Source organism: Phytopseudomonas daroniae, from assembly GCF_004327285.1.
Classification (GTDB): domain Bacteria; phylum Pseudomonadota; class Gammaproteobacteria; order Pseudomonadales; family Pseudomonadaceae; genus Aquipseudomonas; species Aquipseudomonas daroniae.
Genome location: NZ_QJUI01000018.1, coordinates 64,189 through 87,005, shown reverse-complemented (window position 1 = coordinate 87,005; position 22,817 = coordinate 64,189). Strand labels below are relative to the sequence as shown.

Annotated in this window: 24 protein-coding genes; 11 read left to right on the top strand and 13 right to left on the bottom strand. The window is 64.0% G+C overall.

Annotated elements, in window-relative coordinates:
- Positions 1-9 precede the first annotated feature (9 nt).
- Positions 10-549: a dihydrofolate reductase gene (locus tag DNK06_RS19485; protein ID WP_423228074.1), complete on the bottom strand. Its 540-nt coding sequence runs from the start codon at positions 547-549 to the stop codon at positions 10-12.
- Positions 550-646: 97 nt separating this feature from the next.
- Between DNK06_RS19485 and DNK06_RS19480 the strand changes: the two genes are divergently transcribed.
- From DNK06_RS19480 to DNK06_RS19465, 4 genes are all read left to right on the top strand, one after another.
- Positions 647-1,750 (top strand): glycerophosphodiester phosphodiesterase, encoded by a 1,104-nt coding sequence (locus DNK06_RS19480; RefSeq protein ID WP_131181659.1) that lies wholly within the window; start codon positions 647-649, stop codon positions 1,748-1,750.
- 89 nt (positions 1,751-1,839) lie between these two features.
- Positions 1,840-3,216 carry a DUF2868 domain-containing protein gene (locus DNK06_RS19475; RefSeq protein WP_131181658.1) on the top strand — a complete coding sequence of 459 codons (1,377 nt, stop codon included), beginning with the start codon at positions 1,840-1,842 and terminating at the stop codon, positions 3,214-3,216.
- Between the two features lie 228 nt (positions 3,217-3,444).
- On the top strand, positions 3,445-4,818 hold the full coding sequence (locus DNK06_RS19470) for a GTPase/DUF3482 domain-containing protein (RefSeq protein WP_131181657.1): 1,374 nt from the start codon (positions 3,445-3,447) through the stop codon (positions 4,816-4,818).
- A gap of 24 nt (positions 4,819-4,842) precedes the next feature.
- Entirely contained in the window at positions 4,843-5,172 is a 330-nt protein-coding gene (locus DNK06_RS19465) for a cupin domain-containing protein (RefSeq protein WP_131181656.1), read from the top strand.
- 59 nt (positions 5,173-5,231) lie between these two features.
- On the opposite strand, the gene DNK06_RS19460 is transcribed toward DNK06_RS19465, so the two are convergent.
- Positions 5,232-6,113 (bottom strand): DMT family transporter, encoded by an 882-nt coding sequence (locus DNK06_RS19460; RefSeq protein WP_131181655.1) that lies wholly within the window; start codon positions 6,111-6,113, stop codon positions 5,232-5,234.
- A gap of 92 nt (positions 6,114-6,205) precedes the next feature.
- Between DNK06_RS19460 and DNK06_RS19455 the strand changes: the two genes are divergently transcribed.
- Together DNK06_RS19455 and DNK06_RS19450 are read left to right on the top strand one after the other, a co-directional pair.
- Positions 6,206-7,129: a LysR family transcriptional regulator gene (locus DNK06_RS19455; RefSeq protein WP_131181654.1), complete on the top strand. Its 924-nt coding sequence runs from the start codon at positions 6,206-6,208 to the stop codon at positions 7,127-7,129.
- Positions 7,126-7,455, top strand: a complete 330-nt coding sequence (locus tag DNK06_RS19450; protein ID WP_131181653.1) for a hypothetical protein — start codon at positions 7,126-7,128, stop codon at positions 7,453-7,455. The genes DNK06_RS19455 and DNK06_RS19450 overlap by 4 nt, the downstream gene beginning before the upstream one ends.
- A gap of 124 nt (positions 7,456-7,579) precedes the next feature.
- On the opposite strand, the gene DNK06_RS19445 is transcribed toward DNK06_RS19450, so the two are convergent.
- The 3 genes from DNK06_RS19445 to DNK06_RS19435 are packed head-to-tail and all read right to left on the bottom strand — an operon-like array spanning position 7,580 to position 9,966.
- Positions 7,580-8,374, bottom strand: coding sequence for a thymidylate synthase (locus DNK06_RS19445; protein ID WP_131181652.1), 795 nt, complete (start codon positions 8,372-8,374; stop codon positions 7,580-7,582).
- Positions 8,371-9,174: a prolipoprotein diacylglyceryl transferase gene (gene lgt, locus DNK06_RS19440; protein WP_131181651.1), complete on the bottom strand. Its 804-nt coding sequence runs from the start codon at positions 9,172-9,174 to the stop codon at positions 8,371-8,373. Before lgt ends, DNK06_RS19445 begins: the two co-directional genes overlap by 4 nt.
- Before the next feature lie 9 nt (positions 9,175-9,183).
- Positions 9,184-9,966, bottom strand: coding sequence for a sulfite exporter TauE/SafE family protein (locus DNK06_RS19435; RefSeq protein ID WP_131181650.1), 783 nt, complete (start codon positions 9,964-9,966; stop codon positions 9,184-9,186).
- A gap of 114 nt (positions 9,967-10,080) precedes the next feature.
- Here DNK06_RS19435 and DNK06_RS19430 point away from each other — a divergent pair, with 114 nt between their 5' ends.
- Entirely contained in the window at positions 10,081-10,458 is a 378-nt protein-coding gene (locus DNK06_RS19430; RefSeq protein ID WP_131181649.1) for a hypothetical protein, read from the top strand.
- Positions 10,449-11,195, top strand: coding sequence for an NRDE family protein (locus DNK06_RS19425; RefSeq protein WP_131181648.1), 747 nt, complete (start codon positions 10,449-10,451; stop codon positions 11,193-11,195). Before DNK06_RS19430 ends, DNK06_RS19425 begins: the two co-directional genes overlap by 10 nt.
- Before the next feature lie 291 nt (positions 11,196-11,486).
- Here the strand turns inward: DNK06_RS19425 and ptsP are convergent, their stop codons facing one another.
- Positions 11,487-13,766, bottom strand: coding sequence for a phosphoenolpyruvate--protein phosphotransferase (gene ptsP, locus DNK06_RS19420; RefSeq protein ID WP_131181647.1), 2,280 nt, complete (start codon positions 13,764-13,766; stop codon positions 11,487-11,489).
- 12 nt (positions 13,767-13,778) lie between these two features.
- Entirely contained in the window at positions 13,779-14,258 is a 480-nt protein-coding gene (locus DNK06_RS19415) for an RNA pyrophosphohydrolase (RefSeq protein WP_131181646.1), read from the bottom strand.
- Positions 14,259-14,434: 176 nt separating this feature from the next.
- Between DNK06_RS19415 and DNK06_RS19410 the strand changes: the two genes are divergently transcribed.
- Positions 14,435-15,091 carry a histidinol-phosphatase gene (locus tag DNK06_RS19410; RefSeq protein WP_131181645.1) on the top strand — a complete coding sequence of 219 codons (657 nt, stop codon included), beginning with the start codon at positions 14,435-14,437 and terminating at the stop codon, positions 15,089-15,091.
- A 58-nt stretch (positions 15,092-15,149) separates the two neighbouring features.
- On the top strand, positions 15,150-16,376 hold the full coding sequence (locus DNK06_RS19405) for an MFS transporter (RefSeq protein ID WP_131181644.1): 1,227 nt from the start codon (positions 15,150-15,152) through the stop codon (positions 16,374-16,376).
- Here DNK06_RS19405 and DNK06_RS19400 read toward each other — a convergent pair whose 3' ends face one another.
- Positions 16,377-16,817, bottom strand: a complete 441-nt coding sequence (locus DNK06_RS19400) for a DUF2269 family protein (RefSeq protein WP_131181643.1) — start codon at positions 16,815-16,817, stop codon at positions 16,377-16,379.
- 150 nt (positions 16,818-16,967) lie between these two features.
- On the bottom strand, positions 16,968-18,482 hold the full coding sequence (gene ilvA, locus DNK06_RS19395) for a threonine ammonia-lyase, biosynthetic (protein WP_131181642.1): 1,515 nt from the start codon (positions 18,480-18,482) through the stop codon (positions 16,968-16,970).
- 134 nt (positions 18,483-18,616) lie between these two features.
- Between ilvA and rpiA the strand changes: the two genes are divergently transcribed.
- Complete coding sequence (gene rpiA / locus DNK06_RS19390; protein ID WP_131181641.1) at positions 18,617-19,288, top strand: ribose-5-phosphate isomerase RpiA; 672 nt, start codon at positions 18,617-18,619, stop codon at positions 19,286-19,288.
- An 81-nt stretch (positions 19,289-19,369) separates the two neighbouring features.
- Here the strand turns inward: rpiA and DNK06_RS19385 are convergent, their stop codons facing one another.
- From DNK06_RS19385 to DNK06_RS19370, 4 genes are all read right to left on the bottom strand, one after another.
- Complete coding sequence (locus tag DNK06_RS19385; RefSeq protein WP_131181640.1) at positions 19,370-20,284, bottom strand: SdiA-regulated domain-containing protein; 915 nt, start codon at positions 20,282-20,284, stop codon at positions 19,370-19,372.
- A 170-nt stretch (positions 20,285-20,454) separates the two neighbouring features.
- Positions 20,455-21,375 carry an SdiA-regulated domain-containing protein gene (locus DNK06_RS19380; protein ID WP_131181639.1) on the bottom strand — a complete coding sequence of 307 codons (921 nt, stop codon included), beginning with the start codon at positions 21,373-21,375 and terminating at the stop codon, positions 20,455-20,457.
- A gap of 98 nt (positions 21,376-21,473) precedes the next feature.
- Positions 21,474-21,821, bottom strand: coding sequence for a NirD/YgiW/YdeI family stress tolerance protein (locus DNK06_RS19375; protein WP_131181638.1), 348 nt, complete (start codon positions 21,819-21,821; stop codon positions 21,474-21,476).
- Between the two features lie 268 nt (positions 21,822-22,089).
- Positions 22,090-22,755, bottom strand: coding sequence for a fumarylacetoacetate hydrolase family protein (locus DNK06_RS19370; protein WP_131181637.1), 666 nt, complete (start codon positions 22,753-22,755; stop codon positions 22,090-22,092).
- Positions 22,756-22,817 lie beyond the last annotated feature (62 nt).

Sequence of the window (22,817 nt, the reverse complement as noted above, 5' to 3'; positions counted from 1 at the left end):
GCGGTTCGACTATGATCGGATCCAGGTCTCGAAACTATGCGCCGGCGCCGCTTCGATGGCCGGCTGCTCGTCGCGCTCCACGCGCTGCCAGTGCGACTCGTCGAACGCCGGAAACCAGGCGTCGCCCTCGGGCTGCAACGCCACGCGGGTCAGGTACAGACGGTCGGCAATGGGCAGCGCCTGTTCGTACAGCTGGGCGCCGCCTATCAGCATCACTTCGTCGACGCCCTGCTCGCGGGCCCATACTTCGGCACGCTCACGGGCTGCCTCGACAGTCGCGAATACTTCAGCGCCTTCGAGCTGCAGACCAGCTTGACGGCTGACCACCAGATTGAGACGGCCCGGCAGCGGACGGCCGAGGGAATCCCAGGTCTTGCGACCCATGATGATCGGCTTGCCGAGGGTCTTGGCCTTGAAGTGCTTGAGGTCGGCCGGCAGGTGCCAGGGCAATTGGTTTTCGCGGCCAATCACGCGGTTTTCCGCGAGGGCGGCGATCAGGCAGAGAGGGAGTCGAGTAGTCATGGCGGCGAGCATAGCAGAGGGCCGCATCGCGCCGCATGACTTGCCGCACTGTCATCGCCACGCCATCTTTGTCGGTGCAGGCTGTAAACAACGACCTGCCAAAACCGCTCAGGAGCCATGTCCAATGCCGCTACGCCAGCCCCACCTGCTATTGCTCAGCGCCCTGCTCGCCCTGCCCTTCGCGGCGAGCGCCGAAACGCCGGCAGCGCCCGCCGCCACACGCGCCGATGACGCCAAACCGCTGATCATCGCTCACCGCGGCGCCAGCGGTTACCTGCCCGAACATACCCTCGCCGCCTACGCGATCGCCGTTCTGCAGGGCGCCGACTATGTCGAGCCGGATCTGGTGATAAGCAAGGACGGCCAGCTGTTCGCCCGCCACGACAACGAGCTGGGCCTGACCACTGACGTGGCCCGGCATCCGGAGTTCGCCGACCGCAAACGCAAGGCCAGCATCGATGGCATCGAGCTCGACGGCTGGTTCAGCGAAGACTTCACCGCCGCCGAACTCAAGCGTCTGCGCGCCATCGAGCGGATTCCCGATATCCGTCCGGGCAACACCCGCCTCGATGGCCAGTTCGAGATCCCGACCCTGCAGGAAATCATCGATCTGGTGAAGGCACTGCAGGTCAGCCAGGGTCGCGAGATCGGCCTGTACATCGAAACCAAGCATCCCCAGCACTTCAACCAGCTGGGTCTGTCCATGGAAAAACCGCTGGTCGAGATCCTCGCTCGCAACGGTTATCGCGATGCCAAGGCGCCGGTGTACATCCAGTCTTTCGAAGTGAGCAACCTCAAGATGCTCCGCCAGCTCAGCTCGCTGCGCCTGGTGCAGCTGTACGGCAAAGGCCAACCCCATGACCAGGTCGTGCAGGGCAATCCGCTGACCTATGCGCAGATGGCCACGCCTGCCGGGCTCGAGGCAGTGGCCGAGTACGCCGTCGGCGTGGGCCCGGAAAAGGGCTACATCATCCCGCGCAAGCCGGACGGCAGCCTGGGTGAACCGACGCGTTTCGTCGCCGATGCCCACGCCGCCGGGCTGCTGGTACATCCTTATACCTTCCGCGCCGAGAACCAGTTTCTGCCCGCGGAGCTGCAACGTGGCGACAGCCCGGCAGAGCGAGGCGATATAGAGGCGGAGCTGCGCGCCTTCCTGGCCGCCGGCATCGACGGCCTGTTCATCGACCAGCCAGACATCGCCGTGCGCCTGCGCCGTAGCCTGGATTAGCCACGCAGGGGCGTAATCCGGGTTGGTTTTTGCCAATGCAGCCACAACGGTTATGCTGGCCAGTGGATCGATAACCGCCGGGAGATCGCGTGGCCTTACCCAAGCTGCAACGCCTATGGCTCTGCGAGGCCGTACGCCTGCGAGAAGAACATGCCGGGCTGCTCGAAGACAGCGAAGCCAACCGCCGTGCCCAGGTGGCAGGCGGTGATCTGGCCACGCGTATCGAAAACCGCGCCCTGCTGCTGGCCGAGCGGGACGGCCAGCAGCAAGCGCAACGCCATTGGCTGCAGGGCGCTCGCCTGGCGTTGCTGCTGCTCGGCCTGCTGGCCCTGGCCAGCGGCGCGGGCCTGGCGGTAGCGGCATTGGGCGACGGGCAGACGCCGGTCAATGTGTTCTGGGCCCTTGGCAGCCTGCTCGGTCTGCACCTGCTGATGCTGCTCGGCTGGATCTTCGGCCTGCTGCTTGGCGGCGGCCATGGTGCGGTGCTCGGGCGCATCTGGCTATGGCTCAGCGAAAAGCTGGCCCGCGACGCCAGCGCGCTGCACACCGGCCCGGCGCTGATCCTGCTGCTGCGCCGACAGCGCCTCAATCGCTGGTTGATCGGCATGGCCGTGCACGGGCTCTGGCTGGTGGCGCTGACCACGGCCCTGCTGATGCTGCTGGCACTGCTTTCCACACGCCGTTACGGCTTCGTCTGGGAAACCACCCTGCTGGGCGGCGATACCTTCGTCGCCCTGACCCAGGCCCTCGGCGCCCTGCCCGGCCTGCTGGGCTTTCCGGTGCCCGATGCCGCCACCGTTCGCGCCAGCGGCGACAGCCCGCTGCCACTGGAGTCGGCACGGCATGCCTGGGCCGGCTGGCTGATCGGCGTGGTCGTGCTCTACGGCCTGCTGCCGCGCCTGCTGCTGGGACTGGTGTGCCTGTGGCGCTGGCGAACCGGTGTGGCCAATCTGCAACTGGACGTGGAGCTGCCGGGTTATGGCCTGCTGCGCGAACGTCTGCAACCCAACAGCGAACGCCTGGGCGTGTGCGATGCGGAGCCGGCGCAGCTCTATCAGGTACAGTCCGGCGCCGGAGCCGACGCCAGCCAGGGTGCGCTGCTGGTGGCCGTCGAACTGGACGACCGCCGTCCCTGGCCACCAGTGTTACCCAAGTCGGTCGCCGACGCCGGCATCATCGACAGCCGCGAGCAGCGCCGCCAGTTGCTCGACCAGCTCACTCGCTTCCCACCGGCTCGCCTGGCCATCGCCTGCGACCCACGGCGCTCGCCGGATCGCGGCAGCCTGGCGCTGCTCGCCGAGCTGGCACGCTGCGCCGGCACCACGCGCATCTGGCTGCTCCAACCGCCACCTGGCGAAACCCTGGACAGCGAGCGCCTTGGCGACTGGCACAAGGCGCTGGATCAACTGCAACTGGCCCACCGCGACAGCTCGCCCTTGACCTGGCTGGAGACTGGCCATGACTGAAGAGAACCGTAAGGGGGGATCGGGGCGCGTAGCCGACGCTCTTTTCATCCACCGTGCAGATGTAAAGTCTGGTGGATGGGTGAAGCGTCATCCACCCTACGTCGGCGCAGGAGCCGCGACCGCGCGGCGAATGGTTGTCACGCCGAATGTCTGGCGGGATGGCTACTATCGCATCGCCTCGAAGGCAGGACGCCTACGGAGCCGGCGAACTGTGGAGAATCGGCACTCATGAGCCACCCGCTGAAGCTCGCCGTGGTCGGCCACACCAACGTCGGCAAGACCTCGCTGTTGCGTACCTTGACCCGCGACGTCGGTTTCGGCGAGGTGTCGCATCGCCCCAGTACCACCCGCCACGTTGAGGGCGCGCGCCTGTCGGTGGACGGCGAAGCGCTGCTGGAGCTGTACGACACACCCGGCCTGGAAGATGCCATCGCCCTGCTCGACTACCTCGATCAGCTGGATCGCCCCGGCGAGCGCCTCGACGGCCCCGCCCGCCTGGCGCGCTTCATGGAGGGCAGCGAGGCGCGCCAGCGCTTCGAACAGGAAGCCAAGGTGTTGCGCCAGTTGCAGGCATCGGACGCCGGCCTTTACGTGATCGACGCCCGCGAGCCGGTGCTGGCCAAGTACCGCGACGAGCTGAACGTGCTGGCCATGTGCGGCCGCCCACTGCTGCCGGTGCTCAACTTCGTGGCCAGCGCCAATCACCGCGAAGACGACTGGCGCGAAGCACTGGCACGCCTCGGCCTGCATGCCCTGGTGCGTTTCGACAGCGTGGCGCCGCCGCTGGACGGTGAGCGCCGGCTGTACGAAAGCCTGGCACTGATGCACGAGAAATCGCGCCCGCAGTTGCAACGCCTGATCGACGATCATGAAGCCCAGCGCGTTACCCGTCACCGCAGCGCCAAGCGTCTGATCGCCGAGCTGCTGGTCGACTGCGCCGCCTGCCGGCGCAGCGTGGCGGGCGATGCCGAACGGGAAAAAACCGCCATCGACGAACTCCGTAAAGAGGTGCGCCAGCGCGAACAGCGCTGCGTGGAAGCACTACTGCGCCTGTACGCCTTCCGCCGCGAAGATGCCCGCGCCGATGACTTGCCGTTGCTGGACGGCCGCTGGGGCGACGACCTGTTCAACCCGGAAACCATCAAACAGCTGGGCATCCGCCTGGGCGGCGGCGCAGCCGCGGGTGCGGCAGCCGGCGCTGGCGTGGATCTGCTGGTCGGCGGCCTGACCCTGGGTACTGCGGCGCTGGCCGGCGCGCTGCTCGGCGGCGGCGCCCAGACCCTGCGCAACTATGGCTCGCGCCTCAAGGGCAAGCTCCAGGGGCAGCGTGAGCTGACCGTCGACGATGCCGTGCTGCGCCTGCTCGCCCTGCGTCAGCAGCACCTGCTGCAGGCCCTCGACAACCGTGGCCACGCGGCGGTGGAAGCAGTGCGCCTCGACGCCCTGCAGGACAGCCAGTGGCGCGAGGGCAAGCTGCCCAACGCACTGCGCATCGCCCGGGCACGGCCGGAATGGTCGTCCCTGAACCCCGGTGCCCGCCTCGATCAGGTCGAGCGCCTGGAGCAGGTGGAACGCCTGGCCAAGGAAATCGATGCGGGTTGAACGCTGCCTTTTTCAGGAGTCGCCATGACCACAGCGCCACTCGGCAATCTCTTCACCGACAGCGAGCCACCCGCCCAGGGCGAACGCTTCGAAACCCTGCTGAGCCACCGTAACCTGGTGATCGAACGCATCCTCAGTTCGGCTCGCATCGAAGCCGTGGACTACGTCCAGGAACAGGACGAATGGGTGGTACTGGTGCGCGGCCAGGCACGGATGACCGTCGCGGGAAAGGCCGTGGAACTGGCGGCCGGCGACCACCTGTTCCTGGCAGCCGGCACGCCCCACCGCGTGGAGCGCACGTCCGACGGCGCACTATGGCTGGCAGTGCACCTGCATCCATCCAGTATCCCGTAGGGTGGAAGACGCTTCACCTACGCGGCCCGACCCTTCCACCACAAGATCTGCACCACAAGCTAGCGCCTGAGCAGGCTCGTCCACAGCGTCGCCGCTACGATCAGAAATCCGCCGACCCAGGCCTGCACGGTCAGTTGCTCACTCAGCCACAGTACGGCGAACAGCGCCCCGAACAGTGGCTCGCTGCCCATCAGCAGCGACACCCGCGTAGGGCTGCTGCGGCGCAGCGCATAGTTCTGCACGAAGAACGCGAACAGAGTGGCGAACAGCACCAGGTACAGGGTGCCGATCCAGAACGCCGGCTCCACCGGCAAGGCGGGCAACCCGCCTGGCAGGGTCAGCACGCCGAGTAGCAGGCAGCCGAAACCGATCACTCCGGTCTGCACTGCCGTCAAGGCCAGCGCCGGCACCTGGGTATGAGCGGTGAGCTTGCCGGTCAGGCAGACCAACACGGCGCGCAGCAAGGCCGCCATCAGCATCAGGCCATCACCCAGGTTGAATTGCAGATCGACGCCACCGCTGAGCAGCCAGGTGCCGAACAGCGACAGCGCAACCGCTGGCAGCATGCGCGAGTCGGGCCTGCGATCGAACATCAACCACTCGACGAATGGCGTGATGACCACGCACAGGCTGATCAGAAACGCTGCATTGCTGGCCGAGGTGTGCAGCACGCCGTAGGTTTCGCACAGGAAGATGGCCAGCATCACACCGCCGAGCGGGATGCCCGGCGCCCACGCCTGGCGCCCCTCGCCGCGCAACTGCGGCAGCAGGATCAGAAAGGTCAGACAGAAACGCACGGCGAGAAAGCCAAGCACCGGATAGAAAACCAGCGCCTGCTTGGCCACGCCGTAGCTGGTACCCCAGACCAGCGCCACCAAGAGTAGCAGCAGGTCGCTGACTTGCAGCAGGCGCGAAGGGGAACGGCTGATCAGGGTGGACATGACGGAGCTTCCTGGAGAATCGGTAAGAAGCGCATTGTCCATTGCGTCTCTCAGCGTGATAATCCATCACTCATGAACAATACCTGTTCCCCATGCGCACGAATCTAACTCCACAGCTGCTCCCTTATCTGGCCATCTTCGTACGCGTGGTCGAGGCCGGCAGCTTTTCTGCCGCTGCTCGCCAGCAGGGCAGCACGGCTTCGGCGGTGAGCCGGCAGATCGCCCATCTCGAGCAGACCCTCGGCGTACGCCTGCTGGAGCGCACCACTCGCCGCCTGCGCCTGAGCGAAGCCGGCAGCGAAGTGTTCGAGCGCTGCAAGGATATGCTCGACGCCGCTCAGGCAGCCCTGGACGTGGGCGAACAGTTGATGAGCCGGCCCCGCGGCCGGGTGCGCCTGAGCGTGCCCAAGGCCTTTGGTCGTTTTCTGGTCACGCCACTGATGAACGACTTCCTGCAGCGCTACCCGGAGGTGGATGTCAGCCTCAACCTCAGCGACCGCAGCCCGGATCTGATCAGCGAACAGTTCGACCTGCTGGTGAGCATCACCGATCAGCCACCACCCACCCTGGCCGGCAGGCCGCTGTGCCATGTCGAACAATTGCTGTGTGCGAGCCCCGACTACCTGCAACGCCACGGCATGCCTCAGCACCCCAGCGAACTGGTGCGTCACGCCTGCCTGTATCTGGACGAGACGCCAGACGATCACCGCTGGCACTTCAGCAACGGGCCAGAGCAATGCGTGGTGGCGGTGAGCGGCCGCTTCGCCAGCAACCACAGCGAAGTACGCCTGACCGGAGCGCTCGACCATCTGGGCATCGCCTGCCTACCACGCTTCACCGCCGCCGCCGCACTGGCAACTGGCGCGCTGCTACCGGTGCTGCCACAGTGGCGCTACACCGGCTCCTACCAGGGCACCGCGTGGATTCTCTACCACCCGACCCGCCATCTGCCGCCCAAACTGCGGGTGCTGATCGACCACCTGGCTGAAGGGCTGGGCAAGGGCTCATCGATATGACCTGGCTGACAGGACGATTTCGCCAATGGCTGGAGCAGCGGCGGCGCGAGCGCGAACCGGTTTGTACAGCGGATCACATCACGCTCGAAGATATCGATACCGAGACGGGTAACCGCTTGCTGGACAGCCTCAAGGCCGAGGGCTGGCAGGTGGTCGCTCAGTACAGCCCACTCGCCTTCGACAAGGGCATCGACTACGACAGCTACAGGCTGCGTCGCGGGCCGCAAGAGCTGAAGCTGGAATGGGACAACTGGATGGAGTGGAAACTCAGCGGGTCGAGCGAATGCGTCGAGGAGATCGCCCGGCGCTTTTCATTGCGAACCTGAGGATTACGCTTGTAGTACGCTCGGCAATCGCCCCCCGGCTCCTACGGGATCGTGGCGGACACCACGGGTGCAGGAGTCCGCTTGCGAGCGATGAATAAATATCGCTCGCCCGTGACGAAGCAGCCTAGACCGCCACCGGCGCCTTGATATGCGGATGCGCTTCATAGCCGACCAGTTCGAAATCCTCGAAACGGAAGGCGAACAGATCCTTCACCTCGGGATTGAGCTTCATGGTCGGCAGCGGCAGCGGCTCGCGGGTCAGTTGCAGATCGGCCTGCTCCAGATGGTTCGCGTACAGGTGGCAGTCGCCGCCCGTCCAGATGAACTCGCCCGGTTGCAGGCCAGTCACCTGGGCCACCATCAGGGTCAGCAGCGCATAGCTGGCGATATTGAAAGGCACGCCGAGGAAGATGTCCGCCGAACGCTGATACAGCTGGCAGCTGAGCTTGCCGTCGGCGACGTAGAACTGGAACAGCGCGTGGCACGGCGGCAGGGCCATCTGCTCGACCAGCGCCGGGTTCCAGGCGGATACCATCAGGCGGCGCGAGTCCGGGTTCTTCCTGATCATCTCGATCAGCTTGGCGATCTGGTCGACCGACTCGCCGTTCGGCGCCGGCCAGTTGCGCCACTGATAGCCGTAAACCGGCCCGAGATCGCCGTTCTCGTCGGCCCACTCGTCCCAGATGCGCACGCCGTTGTCCTTCAGGTACTTGATGTTGGTGTCGCCCTGCAGGAACCACAGCAACTCATGAATGATGGACTTGAGGTGGCATTTCTTGGTGGTCACCAGGGGAAAGCCGTCGGCCAGGTCGAAGCGCATCTGGTGCGCGAACACGCTGTAGGTACCGGTGCCGGTGCGGTCTTCCTTGAAGGTGCCGTTCTCGCGCACGTGGCGCATCAGGTCGAGGTACTGTTTCATTGCGCGACTCCCTGGGCGGCCTGGCGTTTGTAGGCGTAGGCGATCAGGCCCAGGCCGGCGAGGATCATCGGTACGCAGAGCACCTGGCCCATGGTCAGCCAGCCCCAGGCCAGGTAACCGAGCTGAGCATCCGGCACGCGAACGAACTCGACGATGAAACGGAAGATGCCGTAGCACACCGCGAACATGCCCGAGACCGCCATGGTCGGCCGTGGTTTGCGCGAGTAGAACCAGAGGATGGTGAACAAGGCCACGCCTTCCAGGGCGAACTGGTACAGCTGCGAAGGGTGACGCGCCAGTTGCTCGGGGTCGGTGGGGAACACCATCGCCCAGGGTACGTCACTGGCCTTGCCCCACAGCTCGGCATTGATGAAGTTACCGATACGCCCGGCGCCCAGACCGATCGGCACCAGTGGCGCGATAAAGTCCATCAGCTCGAAGAAACTCTTGCCGTTGCGCTTGCCGAACCACCAGGTGGCCAGCATCACGCCGATCAGCCCACCGTGGAACGACATGCCGCCCTTCCACACTTCGAGGATCAGCAGCGGGTTGGCGATGTAGGCCGACAGGTCATAGAACAGCACGTAACCCAGGCGGCCGCCGACGATCACCCCCATGGCCACCCAGAACACCAGGTCGGACAGTTTCTCCTTGCTCCAGCCCGGATCGAAGGCGTGCAGCCGGCGCGAAGCGAGGAACCAGGCACCGCCGATGCCGACCAGGTACATCAGGCCGTACCAGTGAATCTGCAGAAAGCCCAGGTCGAGGGCGACCGGATCAATATTCGGGTAGGGCAGCATCAGGATTCCTCACAACAGAAAATTCAGGCCGACGATGACCAGCAGCAATGCGAACAGACGCTTGAGCACACGCGGCGACAAACGATGGGCCAGGCGCGCACCGGTGCGCGCGAAAAACACGCTGGTCAGGGCGATACCCAGCAGCGCCGGCAGATAAACGTAACCCAGGCTCCACTCAGGCAGACGCGCGTCGCCCGACCCCAGCCACAGATAACTCAGGGCGCCAGCCGCCGCGATGGGCCAGCCGCACGCCGAAGATGTCGCCACCGCCTGCTGCATGGACACGCCGCGCCAGGCCAGGAACGGCACGGTCAACGAGCCGCCACCGATGCCGATGATCGCCGATGCCCAGCCGATCACGCCACCGGCGACGCCCAGGCCGGTCTTGCCGGGCACGTCACGGCTGGCCTTGGGCTTGAGATCCACAGCCAGTTGCAGGGCGACGCACAGAGCGAATACGCCAATGATCTTCTGCAGCACCTGGCCGTCGATGGCGTCTGCGGTCACCGCGCCAAGTACCGAGCCCAGCACGATACCCACGGTGAGCCAGACGAACAGCCCCCAGCGTACCGCACCGCGGCTGTGATGCTCGCGCACGGCATTGATCGAGGTGAACAGGATGGTGGCCAACGACGTGCCTACTGCCATATGGGTCAACACGGAGGCATCGAAGCCCTGGGCGGTGAAGCTGATGATCAGCACCGGCACGATGATCATGCCGCCACCGACGCCAAACAGCCCGGCCAGCAGGCCCGCCGCTGCGCCGAGCAGTATGTAGATTAAGAAGACCATGATGTTTCCGCCAAGCAATGCGGCATGGTAACGGAAGCCGGCCATGCACTCTACTTCACGACGATTGGTGGCTTTGCGTAAAGTGGCACTTTCCATGGATGAGAAAAACCCGCTGTGTTCAACACACTTTATCTGCGTATCGCCTGTAATCACCTGCATATGACGCATCTGGAAAGTGGTAACGAACTGGAACTGCAGGCCGCGCCGCCCTTCAGCAACGTGCGTTTGCTGGTCGCCGATTTCAGCATTGCCGATCAGCTGATCAAGAAGGCTGCTCAGTCATTGATCCGTAAACGCTTCCTGCGCCCGAGCCTGCCACCGCGCATGGTCATTCATCCGCTCGAACGATTGGAAGGCGGGCTTTCTCAGGTCGAAGAGCGCCTGCTGCTCGAGTTGGGCAAAGGTAGCGGTGCAAACAAGGTCGTGGTGCATGTCGGCGAGCCCCTCGACGCTGCAGGTGTGCGCGCCAGACTGGAGCGCCCATGTGCCTGATCGTCCTCGCCTGGCGCCCCGGCCATAACCTGCCACTGCTGGTCGCCGCCAATCGCGACGAATTCTATGCGCGCCCCAGCGCCGCTCTATTTGAATGGCCGGAAATGCCAGGGCTGGTTGCCGGACGTGACCTGCAGGCCGGCGGCACCTGGCTCGGCATTGCCCCTGGCGGGCGCTTCGCCGCCCTGACCAATATCCGCGACCCACGTTCAGCCCAAGGCGCCCGCTCAAGGGGTGAGCTGCCTCTGCGCTTTCTACAGGATGACCTGCCTCCCGAAGCCTTTCTGGACAGGCTGCGCAGCGAAGCGAATGAGTACAGCGGCTTCAATCTGCTGGTCGGCGACCGTCAGGCACTCTGGCACTTCAACTCCCAGAGCAACCAGGCTCGAGCCTTGCCAGCGGGTATCCATGGGGTGTCCAACGCGGATATGGACACGCCGTGGCCGAAGCTGCAGCGCGCCAAGGCGATGCTTGCCAGGGCGCTGGAGACCGCCGACGAGGAATCGCTATTCGCCCTGCTGGCCGATCGCGCAAAACCCGAAGACAAGGCACTACCGGATACGGGCGTAGGTCTCGGCACCGAGCGCTTGTTGTCCAGCGTATTTATCGCCAGCCCGAACTACGGCACCCGCGCCAGTACTCTGCTGTTCACCCATGCAAACGGAGCGCGACGCGTGATCGAACGCAGCTTCGGGGTCGAGGGCATACCTATCGGCGAGGTGAGATTCGAGGAGTAGCGCCTCGGCTCGAAAATGAGTTCGCAGGATGGGTCGCACCTACGCGGCCCGACCCATCCACGGGCTGATCAAAGGCGAAAGAGGCCTGTCGGTGACCCGCGTTGAACCATGGATCACGGCCTTCGGCCCCGGATTACGCCTGCGGCTAATCCAGGCTACGTTCGGCCACGACCTGTAGGTTGGATTAGCCCGTAGGATGGGTGAAACCCATCAATTTCCGATGGGTTTCACCCATCCTACGACCGTCCGCTTGCGCCTTGATGCCGCCATTCGATAACCGGCGACGAATGGCTACGCCTGAATATCCGACGCCGGGTTGATCATCCGGCCCAGGCCGAGGTTGCGCAGGGCCAGTTGCAGGGTGCTGTGGATAACCTGCGGGTTGTCGATGCGCATCGCCTGGCTCAGCAGATCCTTGGCCTTGCCCATGCTGATCTGGCGCAGCAGCCACTTCACTTTGGGCAGGTTGGTGGCGTTCATCGACAGGCTGTCGAAACCCATCGCCATCAGCAATACGGCAGCGGTCGGGTCACCGGCCATTTCGCCGCAGATGCTCACCGGCTTGCCTTCGGCATGGGCGTCTTCGACCACTTTGCTCAAGGCCTGCAGAACAGCGGGATGGAGGAAGTCGTAGAGGTCGGCGACGCGCGGGTTGTTGCGATCCACCGCCAGCAGGTATTGGGTCAGGTCGTTGGAACCGACCGACAGGAAGTCGACTTGGCGGGCCAGGTCGCGGGTCTGGTAGACGGCAGCGGGAATCTCGATCATCACACCGATGGGCGGCAGTGGTACATCGGTACCTTCGTCGCGCACTTCGCCCCAGGCGCGGTGAATCAGGTGCAGCGATTCCTCCAGCTCCTGGATGCCGGAAATCATCGGCAGCAGGATGCGCAGGTTATCCAGCCCTTCGCTGGCCTTGAGCATGGCGCGCACCTGCACCAGGAAAATTTCCGGGTGGTCGAGGGTCACGCGGATGCCGCGCCAACCAAGGAAGGGGTTGTCTTCCTTGATCGGGAAATAGCTCAGCGCCTTGTCGCCACCGATATCCAGCGTACGCATGGTCACAGGCAGCGGATGGAAGGCCGCCAGCTGCTCGCGGTAGATCGCCAGCTGTTCCTTCTCGCTGGGGAAGCGATCCTTGATCATGAAAGGCACTTCGGTGCGGTACAGGCCAACGCCTTCGGCGCCACGCTCCTGGGCCCGCACCACATCGGCGAGCAGGCCGGTATTGACCCACAACGGCATGTGATGACCGTCCAGGGTCTCGCAGGGCAGCGCACGCAGGGCGTCGAGGCCCTTGGTCAGTTGGCGATCTTCCTCGACCACATCGGCATACTGCTTGCGCAGGATTTCGCTGGGGTTGGTGAAGACTTCGCCGTGGTAACCGTCGACGATCAACTGAATGCCGTCGATCTTCGAATACGGCAGCTCGACCGCGCCCATCACCGTGGGAATGCCCATGGCACGGGCGAAGATCGCCACATGGGAGTTGCCCGAACCCTGTACCGACACCAGGCCGACCAGCTTGCCTTCCGGCACTTCGCCGAGCATGGCAGGCGACAGCTCTTCGGCGACCAGAATGCAGTTGTCCGGGTAGACCAGCGTCTGCTGCCGTGCCTGTTGCAGATAGGCGAGCAGACGGCGGCCAAGATCCCTGACGTCCGATGCACGCTCGCGCAGGTAGGCATCGTCCATCAGTTCGAAACGGTTGATGTGCTCGCTGACCACATGCCGCAACGCGCCCTGGGCCCATTGGCCGGTCTTGATGATCTTGACCACTTCGTTACCGAGAGCGGCGTCTTCGAGCATCATCAGGTAGACGTCGAACAGCGCGCGCTCTTCCGGGCGCAACTGGGTGGCCATGCGCTCCGAAAGGTTGCGCATATCGCCGCGCACGCCTTCCAGCGCATCGTTGAACAGCTTCAGCTCGGCATCGATATCGCTGACCACCCTGTCGGGCACCACCTCCAGATCGGCCGGCGGCAGCACCACCACAGCGGTACCGACGGCAGCACCGGGCGAGCCTGGCACACCGACGAACTTGGCTTCCTGGATACCCTTGCCCTGCCTGCCCAGGCCGCGGATCGAGCCGGTGGCCTCGGCGTGGGCGATAACCCCGGCGAGCTGCGCGCTCATGGTCACCAGGAAGGCTTCTTCACCCTCATCGAACTGGCGGCGCTCTTTCTGCTGCACGACCAGCACGCCCATCACCCGGCGGTGGTGGATGATCGGCGAGCCGAGGAAGGAGGCGTAGCGTTTTTCACCGGTCTCGGCGAAGTAGCGATAGCGTGGGTGCTCGGAGGCGTTCTCGAGGTTCAGCGGCTCTTCACGGGTGCCGACCAGGCCGACCAGGCCTTCGTTGGGCGCCATGCTGACCTTGCCGATGGAGCGTTTGTTGAGGCCATCGGTGGCCATCAGCACGAAACGGTTGCTCTCCGGATCGAGCAGGTAAACCGAGCACACCTGGGTGCCCATGGTTTCCTTGACGCGCTGCACGATGATGCCCAGCGCTGCCTTGAGATCCTTGGCGGCGTTGACTTCCTGGACGATCTTGCGCAGCGTGTTGAGCATGCCTGACCCTGTCTAGTCCCGTGCCAGCAGGCGCGGTGCGAGTTCCTTGAGCGCGCGACGATAAACTTCGCGCTTGAATGTGACCACCTGCCCCAACGGATACCAGTAACTGACCCAGCGCCAGCCGTCGAACTCGGGCTTGCCGGTCAGATCCATGCGCACCCGCTGCTCATCAGCGGTCAGGCGCAACAAAAACCACTTCTGCTTCTGGCCGATGCACAGCGGTTGGCTGTGGGTACGCACCAGGCGCTGCGGCAGACGATACCTCAACCAGCCCCGGGTACAGGCGAGAATTTTCACATCCTGCTGCTCGAGACCCACTTCTTCGTTCAATTCGCGGTACAACGCCTCTTCCGGCGTTTCGCGGTCATTGATGCCGCCTTGCGGGAACTGCCAGGCATCCTGGTTAATTCGACGCGCCCAGAGCACCTGGCCGACATCATTGGTGAGAATGATGCCGACGTTGGGGCGAAAACCATCAGGATCGATCACGGCGCACAACCTCGTAAACGCATGTTCCGGCATTGTTCCATAAAGCTCGGGACAGCGGCAACGCGCCCGCAAGGGACTTCGCAACAGCCCGGCCGCGATGCCCGATCAGGTTTTCCCCAGCCCGGCAAAGCCGCTATTCTGGCGCCTTCCATGGCCCTGTATAAAGAGGTGGCTCTGTGCGTTTGGCTTTATTCGATCTCGACAACACCCTGCTCGGCGGCGACAGCGACCACGCCTGGGGCGACTGGCTGTGCGAGCGCGGCATTCTCGATGGCGCGACCTACAAGGCCCGCAACGATGCCTTCTACCAGGATTACCTGTCCGGGCGCCTGAACATCACCGACTACCTGAACTTCACCCTGGACATCTTCGGCCGTACCGAAATGGCACAGCTGCAGGCGTGGCATGAGCAATTCATGGCCGAATGCATCGAACCGATCATTCTGCCGAAGGGGCTGGCCCTGCTCGACGAGCACCGCACGGCCGGCGACAAGCTGCTGATCATCACCGCCACCAACCGTTTCGTCACTGCGCCGATCGCCGCGCGCCTGGGTGTCGATACACTACTGGCTACCGAGTGCGAGATGGTCGACGGCCGCTATACCGGCCGCACCACCGATGTGCCGTGCTTCCGCGAAGGCAAGGTCACCCGCCTGGAGCGCTGGCTGCAGGAAAACGGCTTCGACCTGTCCGACAGCAGCTTCTACAGCGACTCGATGAACGACCTGCCGCTGCTGGAACAGGTCAGCCGGCCAGTCGCCGTCGACCCCGATCCGAACCTGTTGGCCGAAGCGCAGAAACGCGGCTGGCCAGTCATCTCTCTGCGCGACTGAAGCACACCGCGCGGCCAGCCTGTGCCGGGGCACCGCCCACGCACGCGCAAGGAGCCACATGTCGTTACCCATCGATCAACGCGCTTCGCGACCGCTCGTGGTGGTCGCGCTGGCCACTGCCCTGTGCCTGGCCGGCGACTCCATGCTGTATATCGCCCTGCCCGTCTACTGGCGCGAAGTCGGTCTCGATGCGCTCTGGCAGGTCGGTGTGCTGCTGTCGGTCAACCGCCTCATTCGCCTGCCATTCAACCCACTGATCGGTTGGCTGTACCAACGCATCAGTCTGCGCACCGGGTTGCTGCTGGCCACCGTGCTCGGCGCCGCCACGACCTTCGGCTACGGTATCGCCAAAGGCTTTCTCGCCTGGCTGCTGCTGCGCGCGGCCTGGGGCATCAGCTGGTCGTTCTTTCGGATTGGCGGCCTGTCGGCGGTGGTCTATTGCTCGAACGGGCAGTCACGCGGCCAGTCGATGGGTCTGTACAACGGTCTCTATCGGCTCGGCAGCCTCGCCGGCATGCTGCTTGGCGGCTTGCTGGTGCCACTCTATGGTTTGCCGGCGCTGGCTCTGAGCTTCGCCGGCATGGCCCTGCTGGGGGTGCCACTGCTGCTGCGTCACTTCCACCTGCCCTCGAGCTACGGCGAACAACAGGTAACGGCCACGCAGAGTACCCGCACCTCACGAGATGGCACGCGGATAGTTGGCACGTATCGGGTGATCGCCAGTGGTTTCTGCATCGCCATGCTGATCCAGGGTGTACTGGCGGCGACACTGAGCGCTCTGATCGAACACTTCTATGGCAGCCAGCTCGACCTCTTCGGCCTGCTGCTCGGCGCCACCGCCTTATCCGGCATCCTGCAGGCGCTGCGCTGGTCATGGGAGCCCTGGCTGGGCCGGCGCTTCGGCGCCTGGTCAGATGGCCCGCGCGGCCGTTCCCAACTCTACGGCTGGGCGCTGCTGGGCGCCGCCCTGAGCTTTGGCTTGATGGCCAGCGGCTTGCCCTTGCTACCCTGGATCGCCGTGACCCTGCTGGTGATGCTGCTGGCGACGGCGCTGACCACGCTCACAGACGCGCTGGCCAGCGATGTTGCCAGTGCCGGCAATGTCGTCGCCTTCATGACGCGTTACTCGATAGCCCAGGATCTGGGCGCCGCACTGGGGCCGCTGCTCGCCTACCTGCTGATAGGGCTGGTCGACGGCTTCGCCTGGCTGTATTGGGGCGGATCGCTGATCTACCTGCTGCTGGCCCTGAGCTGGCTGCGGCGCGCGAACCAGGCGCGCAGCTGATCAGGTCGGTTTGGCGCCCATGACGGCCATGATCGCCAACAGCAATACGACGATCAGCGCCGTATAGGCCACCACGAAACGCAGCAGCTTGGTCGGAACCGGGCCGGTGGCCAGAACCTGCCAGACGCCTAGACGCCCGAGCAGCAGCAAGCCGGCGATCATCAACACGGCAAAGAGGATGCTGCCCAGCAACAGCCAGGTCTGGCTCAGCGGCCAGCCGGCCAGGTTGACCATCCACCAGCCGGTCACCGGCAGACTCAGCGCCAGCAGGGCGAATACCGGCAGACTGATGGTGCGGGTGCGCTGCAACTTGCGTTGCAAGACGACGCTATCGCCGTTGCGCCAGGCTTTCCAGAGCATGAAAGCATGGGCCAGCACGCCAAGCAGCAGCAAGATGCCGGGCAGGCCGTGAAGAACTCTCAACAGCAGATAATGCTCCATCAGGGTTTTCCTTATAGGTATGGTTCAGGCTGGCGGAGATGAACGATACCGGTAAATACCGAGCGGTACCGTGATCTACGCCAGCCGCTGATTCATGGGTATAGCCGGGAAAAACACCACGCTCATCGCCTACCCCACCGGCCGTGTTACCTAACCGAGAAACAGCTTGTAGGCCGGGTTGTCGCTTTCGTCCCAGTAGGGGTAACCAATGGCATCCAGCGCTGGCGCGAGCAGATGGCGCTCGTCTTCCGGCACTTGCAGGGCAGCCAGCACACGCCCATCGGCAGCGCCATGGTTGCGGTAGTGGAACAGGGTGATGTTCCAACGCCCGCCCAGTTTGTTGAGGAAGTTGAACAGCGCGCCCGGCCGCTCCGGGAACTCGAAACGGAATACGCATTCGTCCGGCACGGCAGCGGCATGGCCGCCGACGGTATGGCGGATATGCAGCTTGGCCAGCTCGTTGTCGGTCAGGTCGATGACCGGGAAGCCCTGCCCGCGCAGGTTTTCCACCAGCGCCACACGCGGGTCGTGCTCCGGGTGGGTCTGTACACCGACGAAGATATGCGCCTCGCCGTCCTGGTGATAGCGGTAGTTGAATTCAGTGATCTGCCGCTTGCCGATGGCCTCGCAGAAGGCCTTGAAGCTGCCCGGCTTCTCCGGAATGGTGACGGCGATGATCGCCTCGCGCTTCTCGCCCAATTCGGCGCGCTCGGCGACATGGCGCAGGCGGTCGAAGTTGACGTTGGCGCCGGAGTCGATGCCCACCAGCACCTGGCCGCTGATGTTCTCACGCTCGACGTACTTCTTGATCCCGGCCACGGCCAGGGCGCCGGCCGGCTCGGTGATCGAGCGGGTGTCGTCGTAGATGTCCTTGATCGCCGCGCAGATCTCGTCGGTGCTGACGGTGATCACTTCATCGACGCACAGCTTGCAGATATCGAAGGTGTGCTGGCCGATCTGCGCCACCGCCACGCCATCGGCGAACAGCCCGACCTGCGGCAACACCACCCGCTCGCCGGCGGCCAGGGCCTGCTGCAGGCAGTTGGAGTCGTCCGGCTCGACACCGATCACTCGGGTCTCCGGACGCAGGTATTTGACGTAGGCGGCGATGCCGGCGATCAGACCGCCACCACCGACCGGCACGAAGATGGCGTCCAGCGGGCCCTGGTGCTGACGGAGGATCTCCATCGCCACGGTGCCCTGGCCGGCGATCACGTGCGGATCGTCGTAGGGATGGACGTACACCAGGCCCTTTTCCTCGACCAGTTTCAGCGAGTGAGCCAATGCTTCGGGAAAGGCATCGCCATGCAGCACCACCTTGCCGCCACGGGAGCGCACGCCCTGAACCTTGAGCTCAGGCGTGGTGCGCGGCATGACGATGGTCGCTTTCACGCCCATGTGCTTGGCGGCCAATGCCAGGCCCTGGGCGTGGTTGCCAGCCGAGGCGGTGACCACGCCGCGGGCCAGCTCTTCGGGGGTCAATTGCGCCAGTTTGTTGTAGGCGCCACGAATCTTGAACGAGTAGACCGGCTGCAGATCCTCGCGCTTGAGCAGAATCTGATTGCCCAGGCGTTCGGAAAGTTGGCGAGCGGGTTGCAGCGGGGTTTCCACGGCAACGTCATAGACACGGGAGGTCAGGGTCTTCTTGACGTACTGTTCGAGCATGGCAGGCATCGCAGGCGGCTTTACGGGGAACCCCGGAGTCTACCGCAGCCATCCGCCGAGCGACCATACGAATTCCGGGGTTTTGCCGGTTATAATGGCCGCTCCGCTTCCCCACTCTCTCTCGTGGAACCCGCATGACCCAGGATCAGCTCAAACAAGCCGTGGCCCAGGCTGCCGTCGACTTCATCCTTCCCAAGCTCGACGCCAAGAGCGTCATCGGGGTCGGCACCGGCTCCACGGCCAACTGTTTCATCGATGCCCTGGCCAGGCACAAGATGGAATTCGACGGCGCCGTGGCCAGTTCCGAAGCCACCGCCGCACGCCTCAAGGGCCACGGCATTCCGGTGTATGAACTGAATACCGTCAGCGACCTGGAGTTCTACGTCGACGGCGCCGACGAGAGCGACGAACGCCTGAACCTGATCAAGGGCGGCGGCGCGGCCCTGACCCGCGAGAAGATCGTCGCCGCCGTGGCCCGTACCTTCATCTGCATCGCCGACGGCAGCAAGCTGGTGCCTGTGCTCGGCGCCTTCCCGCTGCCGGTGGAAGTGATTCCCATGGCCCGCAGCCATGTGGCCCGTGAGCTGGTCAAGCTGGGCGGCGACCCGGTGTACCGCGAAGGCGTGCTGACCGATAACGGCAATGTTATCCTCGATGTGCACAACATGAGCATCACCGACCCGCAGAAGCTGGAGCGCGACATCAACGCCATCGTCGGCGTGGTCACCAACGGCCTGTTCGCCGCCCGCCCGGCCGACCTGTTGCTGCTGGGCACCGCCGAGGGTGTGAAATCGCTGACACGCTGAACCCGGATTACACCTTGAACCCGGATTACGCCTGCGGCTAATCCAGGCTACGTCATGTGCGTGACCTGGAAAGCCGAGTCGTCACTCGGCCTTTTTTTCGAAGGTGTAGAACAGGTTTGGCTCGCTGATCATGTAGATCACCCCGTTCTCGTCCAGCGCGATACCCTCGGCCTGAGGCACGGACTCCTTCAGCCCCTGCTGCCCACCGATCAGCGACAGACTGCTGATCGGTTCGCCCTCGGCATCGAGCTCCACCAGCAAGCGTGAGTCATCGGACAGCACCAGCAGATGCCCGGTACGCGCGTCGTACTGCAGGCTGGACAGATCACGGACGAAGAGCCCGGCGTCGCGCTCGCGGTCATCGGTGATACGGATCACCGAAGGCGTACTCGGCTCGACATGGGGGAAGCCATGCACTTCGTAGATGCGTAGCGGGTCGCGCTCCTTGGCGACGAACAGACGCTTGCCTGCCAGGTCGTAGGCCAATCCTTCGAAGCCCTTGTTCTTGGCTTCCATCTCCAGCCCCAGCGAAAGCTGCTGACCATCCGCGGCATCCACCCGCGTGGTGGCGTCGTCGATGCGCACCTCGACCAGACGCTGCGGGCGCTCGTCGGCGATCACGAAGAGCCCGGGCGCGATGTACTCCACTGCCTCCGGGTCACCGAAGCCGACCAGCTCGATCTGCCGCAGCACCTTGCCGTCGAGCGAGAGTTCGATCAGCCGGGACTGCTGGTTGGTGACGGTGAACAGGCTCTTGCGTACCGGGTCGTAGGTCAGCGCCGATACGTCGTCGTCCAGGCCTTCGATCACCTGGGCCTCGCGCACCACCTGGTAATCGTCGAGCCAGAGCGCCTCGGCCGGAGCCTCGTCCGGCTGCTGCACATTGAACCAGGCACGCTCGAACACCCGGTATTCCTGCCCCCAGAGTGCCAGCAGCAACAGCACGACGAGCATGAACAGCAGAAACAATCCCTTCAGGGAAAACAGACGACGCATACCGGCTCACTTGTCCGCGGAAACGACGAAACCACCTCTCGGCGTGAGGCTGAGAGATGGCCATTCAGGTACGGCGAATGGAAGCTAACAGCCCTTGCCTCACTTCACCAGTTCGATAAAGCCAGCATCGATGCTGCGGCCTGCCAGATATTGTCGAGCGGCAAGCAGACTTAATCTGCCTCGCCGTCCTTGCTGAACACATAAAAAAGATTGGGTTCGCTGATCAGGTAGAGCCTGCCCTGATCATCCACCGTGATGCCCTCGGCTTGCGGTACCGAGGCCTTCAGCCCCTGCTGCCCCCGCAACAGCGACAAGCTGCTGATCGGCTTGCCGTCCTGGGCCAGTTCGACGACCAGTCGCGACTCGTCCGACAGCGCCAGCAGGTGTCCGGTGCGGCTGTCGTAATGCAGGCTGGAAAGGTCACGCACGAAAATTCCCGCATCGCGCTTGCGGTCGTCGCGTATCTGCACCGGGTTCGGCCTATCCGGGTCGAGATTGGGGAAGCCATGCACTTCGTAGACCCGCAGCGGATCTCGCTCCTTCGCCACGAACAGCCGCTGGCCGATCAGGTCATAGGCCAGCCCCTCGAATCCCTTGTTCTTGGTGCCCATCTCCAGGCCTAGCGACATCTGCTGCCAGTCGGCAGCATCGAGTGACCTGGTGTCATCGTCGATACGTACATCGACCAAGCGTTGCGCACGCTCTTCGGCGATCACGAAGCGCCCCGGTGCCACGTACTCCACGGCCTCGGGATCGCCGAAGCCGATCAGCTCGATCTGCCTCAACACCTTGCCGTCGAGGGACAGCTCGATCAGCTTGGGGTGCTGGTTGGTCACGGTAAACAGGCTTTTGCGATCCGGGTCGTAGGTCAGCGCCGAAACGTCGTCCTCCAGCCCCTCGATGCGCTGCGCCTCGATCACCACCTTGTAGTCGCTCAGCCACAGCGAGTGAGACGGCGCTTCGGCTGGCTGGTTGAAGTTGAACCAGGCCCGCTCGAACAGGCGAAACTGCTGGCCTGCAGCGGTCAGCACAGCCAGCAGGGCAAGCATCAGCAGCAGGAATAATCCCTTGATTGAAATCAGACGACGCATGGCGGTTCACATATCCATCGGCAAAAACGACAACGCCGCCCCTCGGGTTTCCGAGAGGCGGCCATTCAGTGCGGTGGGGGACGCTAACAGCGCGCGCCTTACTTCACCAGTTCGACGATATCGACATCGATTTCGCGGCTGTTCAGATCCTTGTCGACTTCACCGGTCAGCTTGACGGTGGCCTTTTCGGAGATGGCTTGTGGTGGCCAGTCTTCGTCGTCGATTTCCACGTGGATGGTGCCCGTGGCGTCCTTGAACTCATAGAGTTCGTCCTGCAGACGCTTGACGATCTGGCCCTGCAGCACCACCGGGGTATCGTCGGCGGCTTTCAGCGCCTGCTCGACAGTGGTGACCTGGGCGACCTGGCCTGGCCCGGTGTAGCCGGCAGCCATGGCAACGGAAGAGAACAGCGGAACGAGCAGCAGTGCGAGTGCGGGAGCTTTCATGGGGATGACCCTCTATCTGTAGATGACGGGGTCAGGTTAAGTCGCGGAGCTGAAGCCAGGCTTAAAGCCGGCTTAAGCGAAGCTTAATTGGCAAGAGCCCGGGTTCAGGGCCGATGGTCGCTGCACGGCATAAGCAGATGTAGGGTGGATGACGCTCTTTTCATCCACCATTGCGATCGCTAGGTTGGTGGACGGATCGGGCCGCGCAGGTGAAACCCATCAATTGCCGATGGGTTGCACCCATCCTACGACCGTCCACTATCGCCTATCAGATGACCCGGCTGGCGAAGCTGGAGTGGCCAACCAGTTCCAGAACGATCTCGTCGCCCTTGTTCAGCGCCCCTACACCCGCTGGCGTACCAGTGAAAATCACATCGCCGGGCTGCAGGTTGAAGTGGCCACTCATGGCCTGGATCACTGCCACTATGGGGAAGATCATGTCGCCACTGATGCCGTCCTGGCGCACTTCGCCATTGATGCTCAGGCGAATGCCAATGGCGGCCAGGTCTTCCACCGCGTCACCAGGAACGAAGGGGGCAAGCACGCCGGCACCGTCGAACGCCTTGGCCAACTCCCACGGATGGCCCTTGTCCTTGAGCTTGCTCTGCACCTCGCGCAGAGTCAGATCCAGGGCCGGGGCGTAACCGGAGATGGCATCCAGCACCTCCTCCTCGCTGGGCTGGCGCGACAGCGGCTTGCCGATCAGCACGGCGATCTCCGCCTCGTAATGCACCGAACCACGGTCATCGGGAATGCTGAAACCACCTTCGAGCGGCACCACGCAGCTACCGGGCTTGATGAACAGTATCGGCTCGGTCGGCAGCGGGTTGTTGAGTTCCTTGGCGTGCTCGGCGTAATTGCGGCCGACGCACACCACTTTGCCCAGCGGGAAGTGGATACGGGTGCCATCGATATACTGGTGCAGGTAGCTCATAGTATTCCTCCGGAAGCGGCAAGCCTCGAGCTGCAAGCCGCAAGAATAAAGCAGGACGCACG

Coding starts and splice junctions, on each gene's coding strand:
- DNK06_RS19485 (WP_423228074.1), bottom strand. CDS start 549: ATGCGGCCCTCTGCTATGCTCGCCGCCATGACTACTCGACTCCCTCTC.
- DNK06_RS19480 (WP_131181659.1), top strand. CDS start 647: ATGCCGCTACGCCAGCCCCACCTGCTATTGCTCAGCGCCCTGCTCGCC.
- DNK06_RS19470 (WP_131181657.1), top strand. CDS start 3,445: ATGAGCCACCCGCTGAAGCTCGCCGTGGTCGGCCACACCAACGTCGGC.
- DNK06_RS19465 (WP_131181656.1), top strand. CDS start 4,843: ATGACCACAGCGCCACTCGGCAATCTCTTCACCGACAGCGAGCCACCC.
- DNK06_RS19460 (WP_131181655.1), bottom strand. CDS start 6,113: ATGTCCACCCTGATCAGCCGTTCCCCTTCGCGCCTGCTGCAAGTCAGC.
- DNK06_RS19455 (WP_131181654.1), top strand. CDS start 6,206: ATGCGCACGAATCTAACTCCACAGCTGCTCCCTTATCTGGCCATCTTC.
- DNK06_RS19450 (WP_131181653.1), top strand. CDS start 7,126: ATGACCTGGCTGACAGGACGATTTCGCCAATGGCTGGAGCAGCGGCGG.
- DNK06_RS19445 (WP_131181652.1), bottom strand. CDS start 8,374: ATGAAACAGTACCTCGACCTGATGCGCCACGTGCGCGAGAACGGCACC.
- lgt (WP_131181651.1), bottom strand. CDS start 9,174: ATGCTGCCCTACCCGAATATTGATCCGGTCGCCCTCGACCTGGGCTTT.
- DNK06_RS19435 (WP_131181650.1), bottom strand. CDS start 9,966: ATGGTCTTCTTAATCTACATACTGCTCGGCGCAGCGGCGGGCCTGCTG.
- DNK06_RS19425 (WP_131181648.1), top strand. CDS start 10,449: ATGTGCCTGATCGTCCTCGCCTGGCGCCCCGGCCATAACCTGCCACTG.
- ptsP (WP_131181647.1), bottom strand. CDS start 13,766: ATGCTCAACACGCTGCGCAAGATCGTCCAGGAAGTCAACGCCGCCAAG.
- DNK06_RS19405 (WP_131181644.1), top strand. CDS start 15,150: ATGTCGTTACCCATCGATCAACGCGCTTCGCGACCGCTCGTGGTGGTC.
- DNK06_RS19400 (WP_131181643.1), bottom strand. CDS start 16,817: ATGGAGCATTATCTGCTGTTGAGAGTTCTTCACGGCCTGCCCGGCATC.
- ilvA (WP_131181642.1), bottom strand. CDS start 18,482: ATGCTCGAACAGTACGTCAAGAAGACCCTGACCTCCCGTGTCTATGAC.
- rpiA (WP_131181641.1), top strand. CDS start 18,617: ATGACCCAGGATCAGCTCAAACAAGCCGTGGCCCAGGCTGCCGTCGAC.
- DNK06_RS19385 (WP_131181640.1), bottom strand. CDS start 20,284: ATGCGTCGTCTGTTTTCCCTGAAGGGATTGTTTCTGCTGTTCATGCTC.
- DNK06_RS19380 (WP_131181639.1), bottom strand. CDS start 21,375: ATGCGTCGTCTGATTTCAATCAAGGGATTATTCCTGCTGCTGATGCTT.
- DNK06_RS19375 (WP_131181638.1), bottom strand. CDS start 21,821: ATGAAAGCTCCCGCACTCGCACTGCTGCTCGTTCCGCTGTTCTCTTCC.
- DNK06_RS19370 (WP_131181637.1), bottom strand. CDS start 22,755: ATGAGCTACCTGCACCAGTATATCGATGGCACCCGTATCCACTTCCCG.